The following is a 15,660-nucleotide window of genomic DNA, read 5'->3' as shown; positions in this document are numbered from 1 at the left end:
ATCTTTTCTGTTGATGTGAATTCATGAGCCAGACCGCGACCATTTTGGTCATCGACGACGAACCGCAGATCCGCAAATTCCTGCGCATCAGCCTCGCTTCACAAGGCTACAAGGTGCTGGAGGCTGGCACGGGGGCCGAAGGCCTGGCCCAGGCGGCGCTGAACAAACCGGATCTACTGGTGCTCGACCTGGGTCTGCCGGACATGGACGGCCAGCAAGTGCTGCGCGAGTTTCGCGAGTGGGCCACGGCGCCGGTGCTGGTGCTGTCGGTGCGCGCCAGCGAAGGGCAGAAAGTCCAGGCACTCGATGGCGGTGCCAATGACTACGTGACCAAGCCGTTCGGCATTCAGGAGTTTCTTGCGCGGGTGCGCGCGTTGTTGCGTCAGGCGCCGGCGGGAGAGGCGCAACAAGCGGCGCTGAATTTCGGCCCGCTGACGGTCGATCTGGCTTATCGGCGAGTGCTGCTCGATGGCGTCGAAGTGGCGCTGACCCGCAAGGAATACGCCGTGCTGGCGCAACTGGCGCGGCATCCGGGGCGGGTGATCACCCAGCAGCAATTGCTCAAGGATATCTGGGGGCCGACGCATACCGAGGACAGCCACTACTTGCGGATTGTGGTGGGGCACTTGCGTCAGAAACTGGCGGATGATCCAACCCGGCCGCGATTTATCGTGACGGAAGCGGGGGTTGGGTATCGGCTGATTAGCGAGAACAGCCTTTAGTCTTGTGTCGACCAGACTGACGCTATCGCTGGCTTGCCAGCGATGAGGCCATATCAGTCAGCCGTGATCTTCAGGGCTCTCTGCTCTGCTCACTCTCATACCGATCCAGCGTATCCCGAGCAATCTCCCGCCCCAGTGCGATCAACTCCGGCGCTTTGTAAAACTCGAAAAACCGGCACACCCGCTTCGGCACGTTGATCAGGATGTCCGGTGGATACCCGGCAATCTTGTACTGCGCCAGCGAGGTCTGCATCACCTCGAAACTCTGGTTGATCAAGTCCAGCAAAGAGGCCGGGCCGACGTTATCGATGATGAACGAGCCGGTGGCGGATTTCGGTGCGCCTTCGCCTTCGCGTTCGGGGGCTGCGGCGGGTTGCTGGGCTTCAGGCTCGGCGCCTTCGAGCCACGGATTGATGGCTGCCGCTTCGGCCCTCAGGGCTTCCTGTTCCAGGCGCAGTAATTGTTCGGCCTGGGTGCGACGGAACGGCATCTTCGAACCGAGCGAACTGATCAGGCTGTCGAAGCGTGAACGAAAGGCTGGCGGGCGCTGGATCACCGGCAATTTGTAATGCCGCTGGTTGGTCGAGTTGAGATTGACCGCAATGATCAGATCACAGTGGCTCGACACCACTGGCACAATCGGCAGCGGGTTGAGAATGCCGCCGTCGACCAGCATCCGGTTGCCTTGCATCACTGGAGTGAAGAGGCTGGGAATCGCCGCCGAGGCGCGCATGGCCTGATGCAGGCAGCCTTCCTGAAACCAGATTTCCTGTTGATTGGTGAGGTCGGCGGCGACCGCCGTGTAGGGGATGCGCAGATCCTCAATGTTGATATCGCCAACGATCTTGCGGATCTGCCCGAAGACCTTTTCGCCACGAATGGCGCCGAGACGGAAACTCACGTCCACCAGGCGCAGCACGTCGAGATAATCCAGGCTTTCGATCCAGTTGCGGTATTCATCGAGCTTGCCGGCGGCATAGATTCCGCCGACTACCGCGCCCATCGAACAACCGGCAATACAGGCGATGTCGTAACCGCGGCGTTCCAGTTCTTCAATGACGCCGATATGGGCGTAGCCCCGGGCACCTCCGGAACCCAGCACCAGTGCGACACGCTTTTTCATCAAACTTCCTCCCGACAAGGTTGCACAATGCACCCATCGAGCGGACGGCTCAATCGCCAAGGTCGCCCTGTGCGCCGGTGACGTCGTTTTTTCGATACTCCATGGTCTCTCGGCGCTATCCTCTTGCCACCGCAGATTCAGGCAGGGGCAAGGCACTTTTTTGCCGCCCGACCGTCTTACCTGCACGACTGTTGACCTATTTTGAGGTGTAAGTGATGAAAGCCTGGATCTGTGTGCCGTTGATGGCCCTGGCATTGGCCGGTTGCGCCGGTAAAACCGCCTACCGTGACAGTTGCGGCAGCCAGCTCGACACTGCGTGGCATGAGCTGGACCTGGCCAAGGCCGAAGGCTTTGCCGGCACTGTCAGTTATTCCAAAGCCTTGTCGTTGCTGACGGCAGCCAAGACCCAGCAGCAATTCGAAGGTTTCGAAGGTTGCGCGAGCAAGGCCGAGAAGGCGCGTTTCTACATTCGCGAATCTCGCGCCGGTCGCTAAGCTGCTGACATAGCGCAAGCGGGTTGAGGCTGCGAAGTTGCAGACTCATCTCTGAAGCCATTTGAATCAGGAGCAAGTGATGTCTGCGTTGGTTGACCGGTTGGTGGCTCATGTCCTGAGCCTGGAAGTGCGGCTGCTGGCCTGTCAGGCGCGAATGACAGCGCGCACCGATCCCGAGGCGCTGCATGATCTGCGCACCACGGTGCGGCGGCTGCGCAGTCTGTTGCGGCCGTTGCGCGGTTTGCCGGGTGTCGAGCAACTGGAAGGCGCGGCGTCGGCGGTAGGCCAACTGACTACGCCGTGGCGCGATCGCGAAGTGCTGGCGGCGTATCTGCTCCAGCATGCTCAACCCGAAGCTGCGCAAAAACGCATGGCGCAAATGGCCGAAGCCTATCCAGCGCTGGCGGCGAGTCACGAGGTGGTTTCGCTGCTGATGATCCTCGACGCTTTCCCGCGTTTCCTGCGTGCGTCCCAGCGTCAGGGTTTGCTCAAAGGGCTGGATAAGCGCATCGAAAAACGCCTCGGCAAGCAATGGCAGAAACTCGATGAGGCACTGCACGATCCAGCCCACGACCGGCATCGCCTGCGTCTGCTGATCAAGCGTGTGCGTTACGGCATCGAGGCCTATCCCGAACTGGATCGCTTACCGAAGCCGGCGCTGGAGCGCTTGAAGTCGGCACAAGGTGCGTTGGGCGACTGGCACGATTGCTGGCAGTGGCTGGCTCGGGCTGAGCTGGAAACAGATCTGCAGCCGTGTGTCGCGACGTGGCAGGCGACCATGGTCAAGGCTGAAACCAAAGCGGATCGGGTCTTGGAAAAGCTCAGCTCCACCTGCTTCAAATAATCTCGAATCGCCCTGAATCCCTGTGGGAGCGAGCCTGCTCGCGAAGAGGTCATGTCAGTCGACATCATTGTTGTCTGACCCACCGCATTCGCGAGCAGGCTCGCTCCCACAGTGGTTTTCATTTGGTTTGAAATTGGCGTAAGGCCTATCTGTCAGCCCATTTGACCGGAATAGACGCTGCGGCGCTTCGCAGGGCTGGTTAAGATCCTCGCATTCACTTTTCGCTTTTTGAGGTTGCCATGCGCTTTTGCGATTTGCTCGATGCCGTCCGCCGCCAACCGGAGCTGACCATTCCCGCCGAATGGGCGCAGGGCCGCGCCAGTTTCGGTGGCCTGGTCGCCGCGCTGCAATACGAAGCCATGCGCGCCAGGGTGCCGGCGGATCGCCCGGTGCGTTCGCTGGCGATCACCTTTGTCGGCCCGGTCGAGCCAGAAGTGCCGGTGAGTTTTGAGGTCGATGTGTTGCGTGAAGGCAAAGCCGTAAGCCAAGTGCTGGGCCGGGCGATGCAGAATGGTCAGGTGGTGACACTGGTGCAAGGCAGTTTTGGCGCCTCGCGCCCATCGGAAGTGGCTGTGCCAGCGTTTCCTGCTCCCGAGATGAAGCCTTGGGACGATTGTCAGGAACTGCCGTATATCAAAGGTGTGACCCCGGAGTTCATGCGCCATTTGGCAATGCGCTGGAGTGTGGGCGGTCTGCCATTTACGGGCAACACGTCGCGCGACATGGGCGGTTGGGTGCGTTTGCGTGGGGACGTGAAAGAAGAGCCGGTCACTGAGTCGCACATTCTGGCACTGGTGGATGCCTGGCCGCCGTCACTGTTGCCGCACCTGAAGAAAGTGGCAGCGGGCAGTACGCTGACCTGGACTATCGAATTCGTTCAGCCGTTGCGCGATGTGAGCACGCTGGACTGGTGCAAATATCGGGTTGAAACCGAGTACGCCGTCGACGGCTACGGCCATGCTGCCGCCAAGCTTTGGAGCGCTGAAGGAGAACTGATCGCCATGAGTCGCCAGACCGTCACGATCTTTGCCTGAGTCAATGCCCAGGCCGGCGCTGCAAACCCAGCGCCGCGACGATGCCGATCACACCGATGGCCACACTCTCCAGACTCAGGCTGAACACGCCGGATACGATCAACAGAAACGCAACGATGAACAACGGCATGGCAATCAGGTGCAGCCCCAGATTGGTCGGACTCTGATGATTGTTCGGGTACGCGCGCCATTGCCACGCGGGAAGGTTGGGGTGACGTTTGCCCATGTTGACTACTCCTCGATCCATGTTGAACACATGGGTTGAAGAATAGGCCGGGGCGGGGAGGGCGGCGAATCAACGTTGGCTATAGGTGTGATAGGTGTGATTGTCCAAAAAGATCGCTGCCTTCGGCAGCTCCTACAGGTTCGCATTCCAATGTATGAGCTGCCGAAGGCTGCGATCTTTTGATCTTCAGAGTTTCAACTGCCCTATGGCCTTGCTCAATTCCCCAGCCAACGTCGCCAGCTCATTACTGGTCGTCGCCGAATCCACCGTCTGCTGCACGGTGTTCTCGGTCACATCGCGAATACTCACCACTGCGCGATTCATTTCCTCGGCCACCTGACTCTGTTGCTCCGCCGCCACGGCAATCTGTGTGTTGCTCTCGTGCATCTGCGCCACCGCTCCGGTGATTTCCGCCAGCGCCTCACCAGCCTCCTGCGCCTGCTGCACGCAGTCGTCGGCCTTGTACGAACTCTCCTGCATGAAATCCACCGCATCGCGGGTGCCGGCCTGCAACGCCGAGACCATGGTGGTTATCTCATCGGTCGACGTCTGCACTCGCTTGGCAAGATTGCGCACTTCATCGGCGACCACCGCAAAACCACGGCCCATTTCGCCGGCCCGCGCCGCTTCGATGGCGGCGTTGAGTGCCAGCAGGTTGGTCTGCTCGGCGATGCTGTGAATCACGCTGACCACACCGTTGATCTTCTGACTGTCTTCGGCCAGCCGTTGAATCATCTCGGCGGTTTGCTGCACGCCGCTGGACAGCCCGGCAATCGAATGCTGCACCCGCGCAACTACCTGCTGACCGCTGCCGGCCAGGCCGTCGGCGGTCTGTGATAAATCGCGGGTGGCGCCAGCGTGTTGGGCGATGTGGTAAACGGTGGCGGTCATCTCGTTGATCGCGGTGGCGGCCTGATCAGTTTCGCTTTGCTGGCCGAGCATGCCGTGACGCACTTCGTTCATGCTCTTCGCCAGGCGCGCCGCACCGACATCAAGTTGCCGTGCGGTGTTGGCGACGGTAGTCACCACTCGCTGATAACCCGCTTGCATGGCGTTGAACGCATTGGCCATCTGCCCGACTTCGTCCTTGCCGGCCAGTGGCACACGGGCCGACAAGTCGCCGCTTTTCTCGACGTGCAGCATTACGTCCTTGAGCGTGTTGAGTTGGCTGAGCAGGAAGCGGATCAGCAGTTGCGAGGCGCCGAGCATCGCCAGCATCAGGATAAATACCGCCACCGCGTAATTGGCAAAACGCTCGCCGAACACTTGCGTCAGGCTTGGTCCATAAGCGATGACCGCTACTTGTTGGCCGTCGGCACGGCTGAACACTTCGGCGCCCATCAGCGGGTTATCGCCGAACAGCGGCAGGTGATTGATCTCGTTCCAGCCGTTGCTGTCGGTGATCTCCAGCAGAGGTTGGTCATTGAGGCGTGGGGCTTCGCCGCGTTTAAACGTCAGCACCTGATCAGTCTTGGGCAGCACCGCCCCGGCCGGCCAAACCTTGAGCAATTGCGCCTGGGCTTGCGCCGAGGCTTGTGCGGCGTGGCTGCGAGCCTGCTGTTCGAGTTGCACGGCGTACAACACCAGCAGCAGGGTGGTGACGAAGGCGACCGCATTGACCGCCCAGAATTTGTATTTCAGCGAGATATTGCTAAGCCAGGCACCCATGGAGGTTTTCTCTGATAGCGGAAACAGCATTGGCAAGGTGCCAGCATTGTGCCGCTATACAACGAGGAAGAACTTGATATGGGTCAACAGGCAACGTAGTCCTACGCTGGAAGATCGGGGAGGCCATAGAACGCGCGGGCGCACGCGGTGGTATGCGCCGCCAGATCTTCCTCGGTCTCGCCCCGATGCAACGCCACTTCGCGCAGCACTTCAGTCAGGTACGCCGGCTCATTGCGCCCGTTCTTCGGCTTCGGCCTCAGCGTGCGTGGCAGCAGATACGGCGCATCGCTTTCCAGCATCAGTCGTCCGCGTTTGATCTCCTTGACCAGCGGATGCAAATGCGTGCCCCGGCGCTCGTCGCAGATCCAGCCGGTAATACCGATATGCAGATCCAGATCGAGGTAGCTGAACAACGCCTTTTGCTCACCCGTAAAGCAATGCACCACGGCCGCGGGCAGTTGATCGCGGAAGTCCTTTAAAATCTCCAGCAGGCGCTGACTGGCATCGCGCTCATGCAGAAACACAGGCAATTGCAACTCAACGGCCAGCGCCAGATGTTCTTCGAGGACTTTTTCCTGCTGCGGGCGCGGCGAGAAATCACGGTTGAAATCCAGTCCGCATTCACCCACCGCGACCGCATTCGATTCGTTCAGCAAACTGCGCAGGCGGCTGGCGCTGTCAGCGTTCCAGTCACTGGCCGAATGCGGGTGAATTCCGGCTGTGGCGAACAGTCGTTGGCCGCTCTCATCCAGTTGCTGGCACAACTCCAGAGCCTGTTCGCTGCCTTCGACGCTGGTGCCAGTCAGCACCAGTTGGCAGACCCCGGCGGCGTAGGCGCGGTCGAGCACGGCCTGGTGTTTGTCGGCGAAACTTGGGTTGGTCAGGTTGACGCCGATATCGATGAGTTGCATGGTTGCTACCTCGGGCCGAAGGCCGGGAAGCATACCAGAGCTGTAGATTCATAAGAAAAGCCAAGAACTACAACGGCTTATGACTGTCTGTTGAGGCCGCGAGACCGCTCGTGTTGGCGTAATAGCCATCACTGTGCCAGTCTCTCGCACTTTATCAGCGCTCAGGCGCTCTGTTTTCGACGGTGATTTCGACCGTTTAATGGTGAGTTCACCCCGCATTCTTTCCGGAGAGTGGATGATTCGTCCCTCGGTTTTGTTGCTGTTGTGTGGATCGTTGCTGCTGCCGATGACGGCGGTTGCGCGCTTGCCCGGGCCGTTGCAAGCCGTGCCGGCGGCGAAAGTGCGCGACCTTTCGGAGATTCGCAGCAGCCGGGTGTTGCGCGTACTGGTCAACCAGAGCCGTAACAGCTCCGGCGAAGTCCAGGGTCAGGCCATCGGCGTCGAATACCATCGCCTGCGCGCCTTCGAGCAATACCTCAATGGCCACGCCCGTGACGGTCAGGAAGTCACCCTCAAGATCATTCCCAAAGCCAAGGATCAACTGCTCGGCGCCTTGCAGCGCGGCGAGGGGGATCTGGTTGCGCCTGGCGAATTACTGCAACTGCAACCGGGTTATGCGGTAGTCAGCAGTGAGCCGATTGCCAGCAATGTTCCGTTAGTGCTGGTCGGGATCAAGGGCGAGCGGCGCTACACAAAGGTTGAGCAACTTTCCGGGAAAACCCTCGCGTTGCCAACCGGCAGTGCAGCAGGGGACGCGGTCAGTCAGATCAACCAGAAACTGGCGCTGCACAAACTGGCACCGATCAACATCGAATGGGTCGATCCGACGCTCGCAGTCGAAGATGTACTGGAAATGGTCCAGGGCGGGATCTTCCACCTGACCATCGTCGAGCAACCGATTGCCGAACGCTGGGGCAAGATCCTGCCCAAGCTGCGCTTTGATCGGCAGTTGATGATCAGCGAGCCCGGCGAGGAGTACTGGTTTGTGCGCCGTGATGCGTCGATGCTGCGGGCGAGCATTGATCGCTTCCTGACGGGGTACAAAAAGCCTTCGAACGAAGACGCAGCGTTTCTGCGCATCTATCGCCGTCTCTATCAAGTTCACTATCCATTGGCCAAGGCCGATCGCCAGCGTCTGGAAAAGCTGCGGCCAACCCTGCAGAAACATGCCGAAGCGCAGAACATGGACTGGCTGAATCTGGCCGCACTGGCGTTCAAGGAATCCGCCCTGCAACCCAATGCCCGCAGTGGCAGCGGCCCGACCGGGCTGATGCAAATCACCCCATCCGCGGCGCAACGGGTCGGCGTGAATAACATCCAGAATCTCGATGCGAACGTGCAGGCCGGGGCCAAGTACCTGGCAATGATCCGTCGCAAGTTTTTCAGCAGTCCCAAGCTCAATGAGCGCGAACGCATGGCCTTCACGCTGGCGGCCTACAACATCGGCCCGGAGCGGGTGCAAGGCATGCGTGCCGAAGCGCGGCGGCGGGGGCTGAATCCCAATCAGTGGTTTTTTCAGGTCGAGCGCATTGCCATGGAGCAGGTGGGAATGGGCGCCGTCAGCTATGTTAATAGCGTGAACAAGTATTACTTGGCGTTCGACCGGGAGCGAGAGTCGTTGGAGCCCCGGGGACAGAAAGTTGTCTCACGCAAATGATCAAATAAATTGATTGTTATGGCGCATTATTTGCGCTTTTAACATGAAATTAACTGATTAATATAGCGGCCAACCAACACACACTTCTCGCAAAAAAAGGAATACACAATGAGCACTCTGATCAACAAGGTACTGTTTACCCGCGCCGGTTACGGCCTGACCATTCTGCGCATTGCGGTCGGCGTGATCTTCGCCGCTCACGGTGCGCAGAAACTCTTCGGCATGTTCGGTGGTTACGGTCTGGCCGGCACCGCGCAGTACATGGAAAGCATCGGTCTGACCCCGGGCTATCTGATGGCCACACTGGCCGGTGGTACCGAGTTCTTCGCCGGTCTGGCCTTGATCATCGGTCTGCTGGTTCGCCCGGCGGCATTGGGTCTGACCTTCCTGTCGCTGGTGGCGATCTTCACCGTGCACATCAGCAACGGTCTGTTCATGGCCAACAACGGTTACGAGTTCGCCCTGGCACTGCTCGGTGGCAGCCTCGCGGTATTGATCGAAGGTGCCGGCAAGCTCTCGGTGGACCGCGCCATCGCCGGTTGAACGCTCTGGCTCAAGCAAAAGGCCCGCATTGTGCGGGCCTTTTTTGTTGCTGCCGATTCTTGACACTGATCGGTCACGTTCTCTAGGATGTTGCTCATGCGCCGATTTAAACAGCTACTTGCGGGGCGCCAGGTGACTTCAACAGTTGCCGTCAGAAGCCGGAACAGGGCTTCGAAATACCGCTAAAGCGCTGGTTCGGTGTTGCCTCTCACCTGCCATGCAGACTTTTTGAGGCTGAGACACGACACGATGAATGCACTACGCCCTCCAGCACGTCCCGCGCCGATCACGGCACATATCACCCAGCGCAATCCAAAAATCCTCCTTGGCGGTAAACATCAGCCGACGCTGTTGCGTTATATCGATGGCTGGCCACGGCGCAGCGGCGGTCCTGCCGCGTTTTTGATCCAGTTTGTTGAAGACGGTGAGTCGCTGGCGCGTTTTGCCAGTGACAGTTTCGATCTGGCCGTGATTCAGGCGCCCAGCCAGGAAGACGCCCCGCAAATGATCAAGCAACTGATCCGCGTCGCGCGGCAGGGATTGATTACTCGTCGCTGATCCCGATTACGGATAATCGATCGCCACGATGTACACGAATTGCTCGCCGGTCGGCGTCTGCACGCGCACTTCGGCATCCAGCGCCTTGCCGATCAAGGCGCGCGCCAGAGGTGAATCGATGCTGATCAGGCCCAGCTTCAGATCCAGTTCATCCGGGCCGACGATGCGGTAGCGCGACTGCTTGCCTTCCTCGTTTTCGATGGTCACCCACGCGCCGAAGTAAACCTTGTTCGGATCGCTGGGTTTTTCGCTGACAACCTTGAGCGCTTCCAGGCGTTTGGTGAGAAAGCGCACGCGACTGTCGATTTCGCGCAGCATCTTTTTGCCGTAGGTGTACTCGGCGTTCTCCGAGCGATCACCCTGAGCCGCCGCCTCGCTGACCGATTGCGTCACCTGCGGACGGCGCACATGCCACAGCTCATGGAATTCGGCGCGCATCCGCGCTTCACCTTCTGGGGTGATCAGCGCGGTGCCGGCGGTGCGGGGAGGGCGATAACGGCTCATGGCAACTTCTTGTGAGAGAGACGGCTGGAGTCTATCAACCCTCGCGCAACACTGTCAGCGGACTTGCATTGAGCGCCCTGCGCGTGCCGAACACGCCGGCGCCGCCAATCAACGCTGCGCCAATCAGCGGCAGCACCAGCAGCCACGGATGCGGGTGCCACGGCAGATCGAATGCGTAGCGATACAGCACCAGACTCACCACTTCCGAACCAATGGCCGCGAGCAAACCGCTGACCGCGCCAAGCAAGCCGAACTCGATGCGCCGTGCCTTGATCAGCAATTGCCGCTCCGCCCCCAGCGCACGCAAGAGCGCGCCTTGGCGAATACGCTCATCCAGCGTCGCCTGCAACCCGGAAAACAACACGGCCATCCCCGCCGCCAAAACAAACAACAACACATATTCCACGGCCAGGGTGACCTGGGCGAGGATGCTACGCAGCTGTTCAAGCAGGGCTTCGACTTGAAGGATGGTCACAGCCGGGAAGGTGCGCGACAGTTCGACTATCTGCTGGTCGTGTCCGGGGGCCAGATAGAAGCTGGTGAGGTAGGTAGCCGGCAGATCCTTCAGAGTGCCGGGCTGGAAGATCATGAAGAAGTTCGGCTGGAAGTTGTCCCAGTTGATCTCGCGCAGGCTGGTGACTTTTGCTTCACGGTTGACTCCACCGACGTTGAACACCATGTGATCGCCGAGTTTGAGTTTGAGGCTCTCGGCGACTTTGCCTTCCACCGACACGCCCGGTACTTCGTCCGACGGTTGCGAGCTCCACCATGAGCCGGCAGTCAGTTTATTGCCAGCGGGCAAGTCAGCAGCCCAAGTCAGGCTCAGATCCCGTTGAACTGCGCGGTCACCCGCCGAATCCTTGCTGACGATTTGCTGTACGGGGTCGCCGTTGATGCTGATCAACCGGCCCGGCACTACCGGGTACAACGGCGCCGCTTGCGCCGACACCTTGATCAGGTGATCCGTAAAGGCCTGTTTGTCCGCGGGCAGGATGTTCAGAGCGAAGTAGTTCGGTGCGTTTTTCGGCAATTGGTTCTGCCAGGTATCAAGCAGTTCGCCACGCAACAGCGCGATCAATGCCATGGACAGCAAGATCAGACCGAACGCCAACGCTTGGCCGGCAGCCGCCAACGGATGGCGCAACAATTGGCCGAGGCCAAGACGCCACGGCAAGGAAGCCCGGGCCAGCAGGCGGCGCAAGCTGTTCAGCAGCAACAGCAGCAATCCACCAAGAATGACTGCCGCCACGACACCGCCGCCCAGCAGGGCAAACGTCAGCAGCAGATCCAGACTCAGACGCCACATGATCAGGCCGAGCGCGCCCAATGCGGCACCGTAAACCATCCAGGTGCTCGACGGGATTGGCAGCATGTCGCGGCGCAATACTCGCAGTGGCGGCACTCGACCCAGCGCGGCAAGTGGCGGCAGGGCGAACCCTGCCAGCGCTACCAGCCCGGTGCCGATCCCGGCGATCGCCGGAAACAGACCGCCCGGTGGCACATCACTCGGCAGCAGGTCGTTCAGCAATGCAAACAAACCCAGTTGCGCCAGCCAGCCCAGCAAGGCACCGCTGAGGCTGGCGAGCAATCCGAGGACAGTCAGCTGCAAACTGAACAGCACCATGGTTTCCCGGCGTGACAAGCCGAGGCAGCGCAGCAGGGCGCTGGCATCGAAGCGGCGGCTGGCGAAGCGGTTTGCCGAAAGCGCGACCGCCACCCCGGCCAACAACACCGCGACCAGACTGGCCATGTTCAGATAGCGCTCGGCTTTGCCCAGCGCACCGCCAATCTGCCGGTTGCCGTCGCGGGCATCTTGAATTCGCTGATTCGCCGCCAACCCTGGTTTGATCAGCTGCCGATAGGTTTCCAGCGCTTGCGGTTCGCCGCGCCACAGTTCGCGATAGCTCACCCGGCTGCCGGGCTGCACCACGCCGGTCGCGACGAGGTCGTCGAGGTTGATCATCACTCGGGGTGTGAGGCTATAGAAGTTACCGGCGCGATCCGGTTCATAGGTCAGCACCCGTGTCAGCTTCAACGTCTTCATGCCGACATCGATGCTGTCGCCGATCTTCAGATCCAGCGCGGTCAGCAGACGTGCCTCGACCCAGGCTTCACCGGGTTGTGGTTCGCCGCCGGGCTCCTCAGTGGCGAATGGCGCCGGAGCGCTCTTCAGTTCGCCACGCAATGGGTAGGCGCGATCGACCGCTTTGATACTCGACAACTGAATGGCGTTGTCGGTGGCGATGACGCTGGAAAATTCCACCACTTGCGCGTGGATCAGGCGCAACTCGGTACCGCTCCTGATCTGTTCCTCTCGGGCCGGCGAGCTGCCTTCCAGAACCAGATCGGCGCCAAGAAACTCAGTGGCGCGCAACATCATCGCGCCGTTGAGGCGGGCACCGAAGTAACCGATGGCGGTACTCGCCGCCACCGCTACCACCAGAGCGAAGAACAACACCCGCAATTCTCCGGCGCGGGCATCGCGCATGAGTTGGCGAATGGCGAGACTGAACAGACGCAACAGCGGCAGGCGTGCCATCAAGGCTCCAGAGGGGCGACCAACAGCCCGGCTTCAAGACGGATCAGGCGCCGGCAGCGATGCGCCAGGCGTTCGTCATGGGTCACCAGCACCAGAGTGGTGCCGCGTTCCTTGTTCAATTCGAACAGCAGGTCGCTGATGCGCTCGCCGGTGTGGCTGTCGAGGTTGCCGGTGGGTTCGTCGGCGAACAGCACGTCCGGTTCGGCTGCAAACGCTCGGGCAATCGCCACGCGTTGTTGCTCGCCACCGGAGAGCTGGCGCGGTGAATGTGTCAGACGCTGGCCGAGGCCAACTCGCTTAAGCAACTCGGTGGCGCGCTCGCGGGCGTCTTTGCGGCCATCGAGTTCCAGCGGCAGCATGACGTTTTCCAGCGCGTTGAGACTGTCGAGCAACTGGAACGATTGAAAAACGAAACCCACATGCTCGGCGCGGATGCGCGCGCGCTGGTCTTCATCGAGATTGCTTAACGCCTGGCCGGCGAGAATGACTTCGCCGCTGCTAGGCAAATCGAGTCCGGCGAGCAGGCCGAGGAGGGTGGATTTGCCGGAACCGGACGCGCCGACGATGGCCAGGCTGTCGCCCTTGTTCAGTTCCAGGCTGAGTTCGTGCAGGATAGTCAGTTCACCTTCCGCGCTGGGAACCACTTTGCTGAGGTTCTTCGCGGTGAGAATGCTTGCGCCCATGGAGAATCCGATGCGTGTGTGGTTTTTGAGTGCTGGCCTGGCCTTGATGTGCATGGCCCAGAACGCAGCGGCGGGTACTGTCCTGATCGTTGGCGATAGTATCAGCGCCGGTTTCGGACTGGATACCCGCTTGGGATGGGTATCGTTGCTTGAGCAACGGCTCAAACAGGAGGGTTTCGACGACAAAGTAGTGAATGCCTCCATCAGCGGCGACACCAGTGCCGGAGGCCAGGCGCGCCTGCCAGCGCTGCTTGCAGAGCATAAGCCTGAGCTGGTGATTCTCGAGTTGGGAGGCAATGACGGCTTGCGCGGAATGCCGCCAACGCAATTGCAACAAAATCTTGCCTCGATGATCGACAGCTCTCGCCAAAGCGGCGCCAAGGTGCTGTTGCTCGGTATGCAATTGCCGCCTAACTACGGTAAGCGCTACACCGATGCCTTCGCCAAGGTCTACGGCAATCTCGCCGAGGATAAAAAGATCCCGCTGGTGCCGTTTTTTCTCGACGGTGTAGGCGGTCATCCAGACCTGATGCAGGCCGATGGTCTGCACCCGGCGGCCGGGGCTCAGGGCAAGTTGCTGGAAAATGTCTGGCCTACGCTAAAACCCCTGTTATGAGGCTTTTCTAGCGGCAGGCTTTCGGCTAATGTGGCGCCCCCTTATTTGGAGCCCCCAATGCCGCGTTCTGCCTGGTCCCTGTTTGCCTACCAACTGATCGAGCCTGACGAGCAGTTGGATCTGTTCGCCTGCCAGGAAGTGCGGGTGCATCTGGTGACCCGTCAACTCGAATTGGGCGGCTCGGCCGATCGCACCCTGTGCGGCAGTCTGCTGCCGGCACAGCCGCGCTGGTCGAGCGTGGATCGCCGGGTGTTCCAGGACCAGCGTCTGTGTTCGCTGTGCCGGGCAATCCTGGAGTCGCAGAAGCGCGGCACTTCGCCGATCTGGCCTGAGTTGCGCTTCGAGCTTTAAAGCCATTCAGGCCGCTTTGCACGGTCTATCGGCGCATCTCCCCGAATTCCCGAGGCGCGGTGTACAATCGCGCACTTATACCCTTGTTGATCATGCGAAGGATTTTCCGGATGTTGCCGCGCTTTCCTGCCGTCACCCGCTGCCTGTCACTTGCCGCCCTGTGTGTGGCCGGTCCCGTTGCTGCATTGGAGCTTCCCCTGCCCCCTCCCGGTGAGGACATCATCGGCCAGGTGCAGGTGATCAAAGCCAAGTACGAAGACACTTTCGCCGATCTGGGCACAACCTACGATCTGGGTTATTCGGAAATGGTTGCGGCCAACCCGGGCGTCGATGCCTGGTTGCCGGGTGCCGGTACCGAAATCGTCCTGCCGACGCGTTTCATTCTGCCGCCAGGCCCGCGTGAAGGCATCGTCATCAACCTTGCCGAATACCGTCTCTACTACTTCCCGAAAGGCCGGAACGTGGTGTACACCTTCCCGCTGGGTATCGGTCGTGAGGGCTGGGGTTCGCCCATCGCGCACACCTCGATCACGGCGAAGACACCGAACCCTACCTGGACGCCTCCAGCGTCGATCAAGGCCGAACACGCCGCTGATGGTGATCCGCTGCCAAACGTGGTGCCGGCAGGTCCAGACAATCCTCTGGGGCCGTTCAAGTTCACCCTGGGTACTCCGGGCTACCTGATTCACGGTTCGAACAAGAAGTTCGGTATCGGTATGCGCACCAGCCATGGCTGTTTCCGCATGTTCAACAACAACGTGCTGGAGATGGCCGGCATGGTCCCGGTCGGTACCTCGGTGCGTATCATCAACGATGCGTACAAGTTCGGTCGCAGTGGTGGCAAGGTCTATCTGGAAGCGCACACGCCGATCGACGACAAGGGCAACCCGTCGGTGGTCGACAAGCACACCGCGGTGATCAACGCGATGCTCAAGCGTGAAGACGTCACCAACAACCTGCGCATGAACTGGGATGTGGTACGTGATGTGGTCGCGGCCGAAGACGGCCTGCCGACGGAAATCGGTACGCCGAGTACTTCGGCACCGATTGTTTCGACTGCGCCGATCGACCTGCAACAGTAAGCTGAAAAACAAAACCCGCCGATGTCAGCATCGGCGGGTTTTTTTATGCCCGGACAAAAGCGTCGGGCACAAAAAAGCCGACCCAAAAAATGGGTCGGCTTGATA

At 60.2% G+C, this 15,660-nt stretch carries 16 protein-coding genes and 2 pseudogenes; 11 read left to right on the top strand and 7 right to left on the bottom strand.

Annotated features, from left to right (window positions below):
* The first annotated feature begins 23 nt into the window (after positions 1-23).
* Positions 24-722, top strand: a complete 699-nt coding sequence (locus ACA074_RS19330; RefSeq protein ID WP_187677697.1) for a response regulator — start codon at positions 24-26, stop codon at positions 720-722.
* A gap of 70 nt (positions 723-792) precedes the next feature.
* On the opposite strand, the gene ACA074_RS19325 is transcribed toward ACA074_RS19330, so the two are convergent.
* Entirely contained in the window at positions 793-1,845 is a 1,053-nt protein-coding gene (locus ACA074_RS19325) for a patatin-like phospholipase family protein (RefSeq protein ID WP_187677696.1), read from the bottom strand.
* Positions 1,846-2,060: 215 nt separating this feature from the next.
* Between ACA074_RS19325 and ACA074_RS19320 the strand changes: the two genes are divergently transcribed.
* From ACA074_RS19320 to ACA074_RS19305, 4 genes and pseudogenes are all read left to right on the top strand, one after another.
* On the top strand, positions 2,061-2,339 hold the full coding sequence (locus ACA074_RS19320) for a hypothetical protein (protein ID WP_401269573.1): 279 nt from the start codon (positions 2,061-2,063) through the stop codon (positions 2,337-2,339).
* Positions 2,340-2,418: 79 nt separating this feature from the next.
* Entirely contained in the window at positions 2,419-3,183 is a 765-nt protein-coding gene (locus tag ACA074_RS19315) for a CHAD domain-containing protein (protein WP_489879074.1), read from the top strand.
* Positions 3,184-3,199: 16 nt separating this feature from the next.
* Positions 3,200-3,295, top strand: a pseudogene (locus ACA074_RS19310) (metal ABC transporter ATP-binding protein); the annotation flags it as partial.
* A gap of 127 nt (positions 3,296-3,422) precedes the next feature.
* Positions 3,423-4,217 (top strand): acyl-CoA thioesterase, encoded by a 795-nt coding sequence (locus tag ACA074_RS19305; RefSeq protein ID WP_489879075.1) that lies wholly within the window; start codon positions 3,423-3,425, stop codon positions 4,215-4,217.
* A gap of 4 nt (positions 4,218-4,221) precedes the next feature.
* Here ACA074_RS19305 and ACA074_RS19300 read toward each other — a convergent pair.
* The 3 genes and pseudogenes from ACA074_RS19300 to ACA074_RS19290 form a co-directional block, all read right to left on the bottom strand.
* A pseudogene (locus tag ACA074_RS19300) lies at positions 4,222-4,443 on the bottom strand (terminase); the annotation flags it as partial.
* 186 nt (positions 4,444-4,629) lie between these two features.
* Complete coding sequence (locus ACA074_RS19295) at positions 4,630-6,111, bottom strand: methyl-accepting chemotaxis protein (protein ID WP_497677614.1); 1,482 nt, start codon at positions 6,109-6,111, stop codon at positions 4,630-4,632.
* A 101-nt stretch (positions 6,112-6,212) separates the two neighbouring features.
* On the bottom strand, positions 6,213-7,022 hold the full coding sequence (locus ACA074_RS19290; protein ID WP_497677613.1) for a TatD family hydrolase: 810 nt from the start codon (positions 7,020-7,022) through the stop codon (positions 6,213-6,215).
* A gap of 235 nt (positions 7,023-7,257) precedes the next feature.
* Here ACA074_RS19290 and ACA074_RS19285 point away from each other — a divergent pair, with 235 nt between their 5' ends.
* The 3 genes from ACA074_RS19285 to ACA074_RS19275 all read left to right on the top strand — a co-directional run bounded on the left by ACA074_RS19285 (position 7,258) and on the right by ACA074_RS19275 (position 9,780).
* Positions 7,258-8,679, top strand: a complete 1,422-nt coding sequence (locus tag ACA074_RS19285; protein ID WP_187677690.1) for an MltF family protein — start codon at positions 7,258-7,260, stop codon at positions 8,677-8,679.
* Between the two features lie 108 nt (positions 8,680-8,787).
* Positions 8,788-9,222, top strand: a complete 435-nt coding sequence (locus ACA074_RS19280; protein ID WP_187677689.1) for a DoxX family protein — start codon at positions 8,788-8,790, stop codon at positions 9,220-9,222.
* A 249-nt stretch (positions 9,223-9,471) separates the two neighbouring features.
* The gene (locus ACA074_RS19275; RefSeq protein ID WP_497677612.1) at positions 9,472-9,780 is read left to right on the top strand and encodes a class I SAM-dependent methyltransferase; all 309 of its coding nucleotides are present in this window, start codon (positions 9,472-9,474) and stop codon (positions 9,778-9,780) included.
* A 6-nt stretch (positions 9,781-9,786) separates the two neighbouring features.
* On the opposite strand, the gene greB is transcribed toward ACA074_RS19275, so the two are convergent.
* The 3 genes from greB to ACA074_RS19260 are packed head-to-tail and all read right to left on the bottom strand — an operon-like array spanning position 9,787 to position 13,506.
* On the bottom strand, positions 9,787-10,284 hold the full coding sequence (gene greB, locus ACA074_RS19270; RefSeq protein WP_305439016.1) for a transcription elongation factor GreB: 498 nt from the start codon (positions 10,282-10,284) through the stop codon (positions 9,787-9,789).
* Between the two features lie 34 nt (positions 10,285-10,318).
* Positions 10,319-12,823: an ABC transporter permease gene (locus ACA074_RS19265; RefSeq protein ID WP_497677611.1), complete on the bottom strand. Its 2,505-nt coding sequence runs from the start codon at positions 12,821-12,823 to the stop codon at positions 10,319-10,321.
* Positions 12,823-13,506, bottom strand: coding sequence for an ABC transporter ATP-binding protein (locus ACA074_RS19260; RefSeq protein ID WP_187677685.1), 684 nt, complete (start codon positions 13,504-13,506; stop codon positions 12,823-12,825). Before ACA074_RS19260 ends, ACA074_RS19265 begins: the two co-directional genes overlap by 1 nt.
* Positions 13,507-13,516: 10 nt before the next feature.
* Here ACA074_RS19260 and ACA074_RS19255 point away from each other — a divergent pair, with 10 nt between their 5' ends.
* The 3 genes from ACA074_RS19255 (at position 13,517) to ACA074_RS19245 (ending at position 15,555) form a co-directional block, all read left to right on the top strand.
* Complete coding sequence (locus ACA074_RS19255; RefSeq protein ID WP_489879079.1) at positions 13,517-14,122, top strand: arylesterase; 606 nt, start codon at positions 13,517-13,519, stop codon at positions 14,120-14,122.
* Positions 14,123-14,179: 57 nt separating this feature from the next.
* Positions 14,180-14,473 carry a hypothetical protein gene (locus tag ACA074_RS19250; RefSeq protein WP_007955656.1) on the top strand — a complete coding sequence of 98 codons (294 nt, stop codon included), beginning with the start codon at positions 14,180-14,182 and terminating at the stop codon, positions 14,471-14,473.
* A gap of 110 nt (positions 14,474-14,583) precedes the next feature.
* Positions 14,584-15,555: a L,D-transpeptidase family protein gene (locus ACA074_RS19245; RefSeq protein WP_187677683.1), complete on the top strand. Its 972-nt coding sequence runs from the start codon at positions 14,584-14,586 to the stop codon at positions 15,553-15,555.
* Positions 15,556-15,660: the final 105 nt, after the last annotated feature.

Source organism: Pseudomonas sp. LBUM1655 (genome assembly GCF_059716085.1).
The sequence above is the reverse complement of the archived record's forward strand: the minus strand, read 5'-3'. Positions and strand labels throughout refer to the sequence as shown.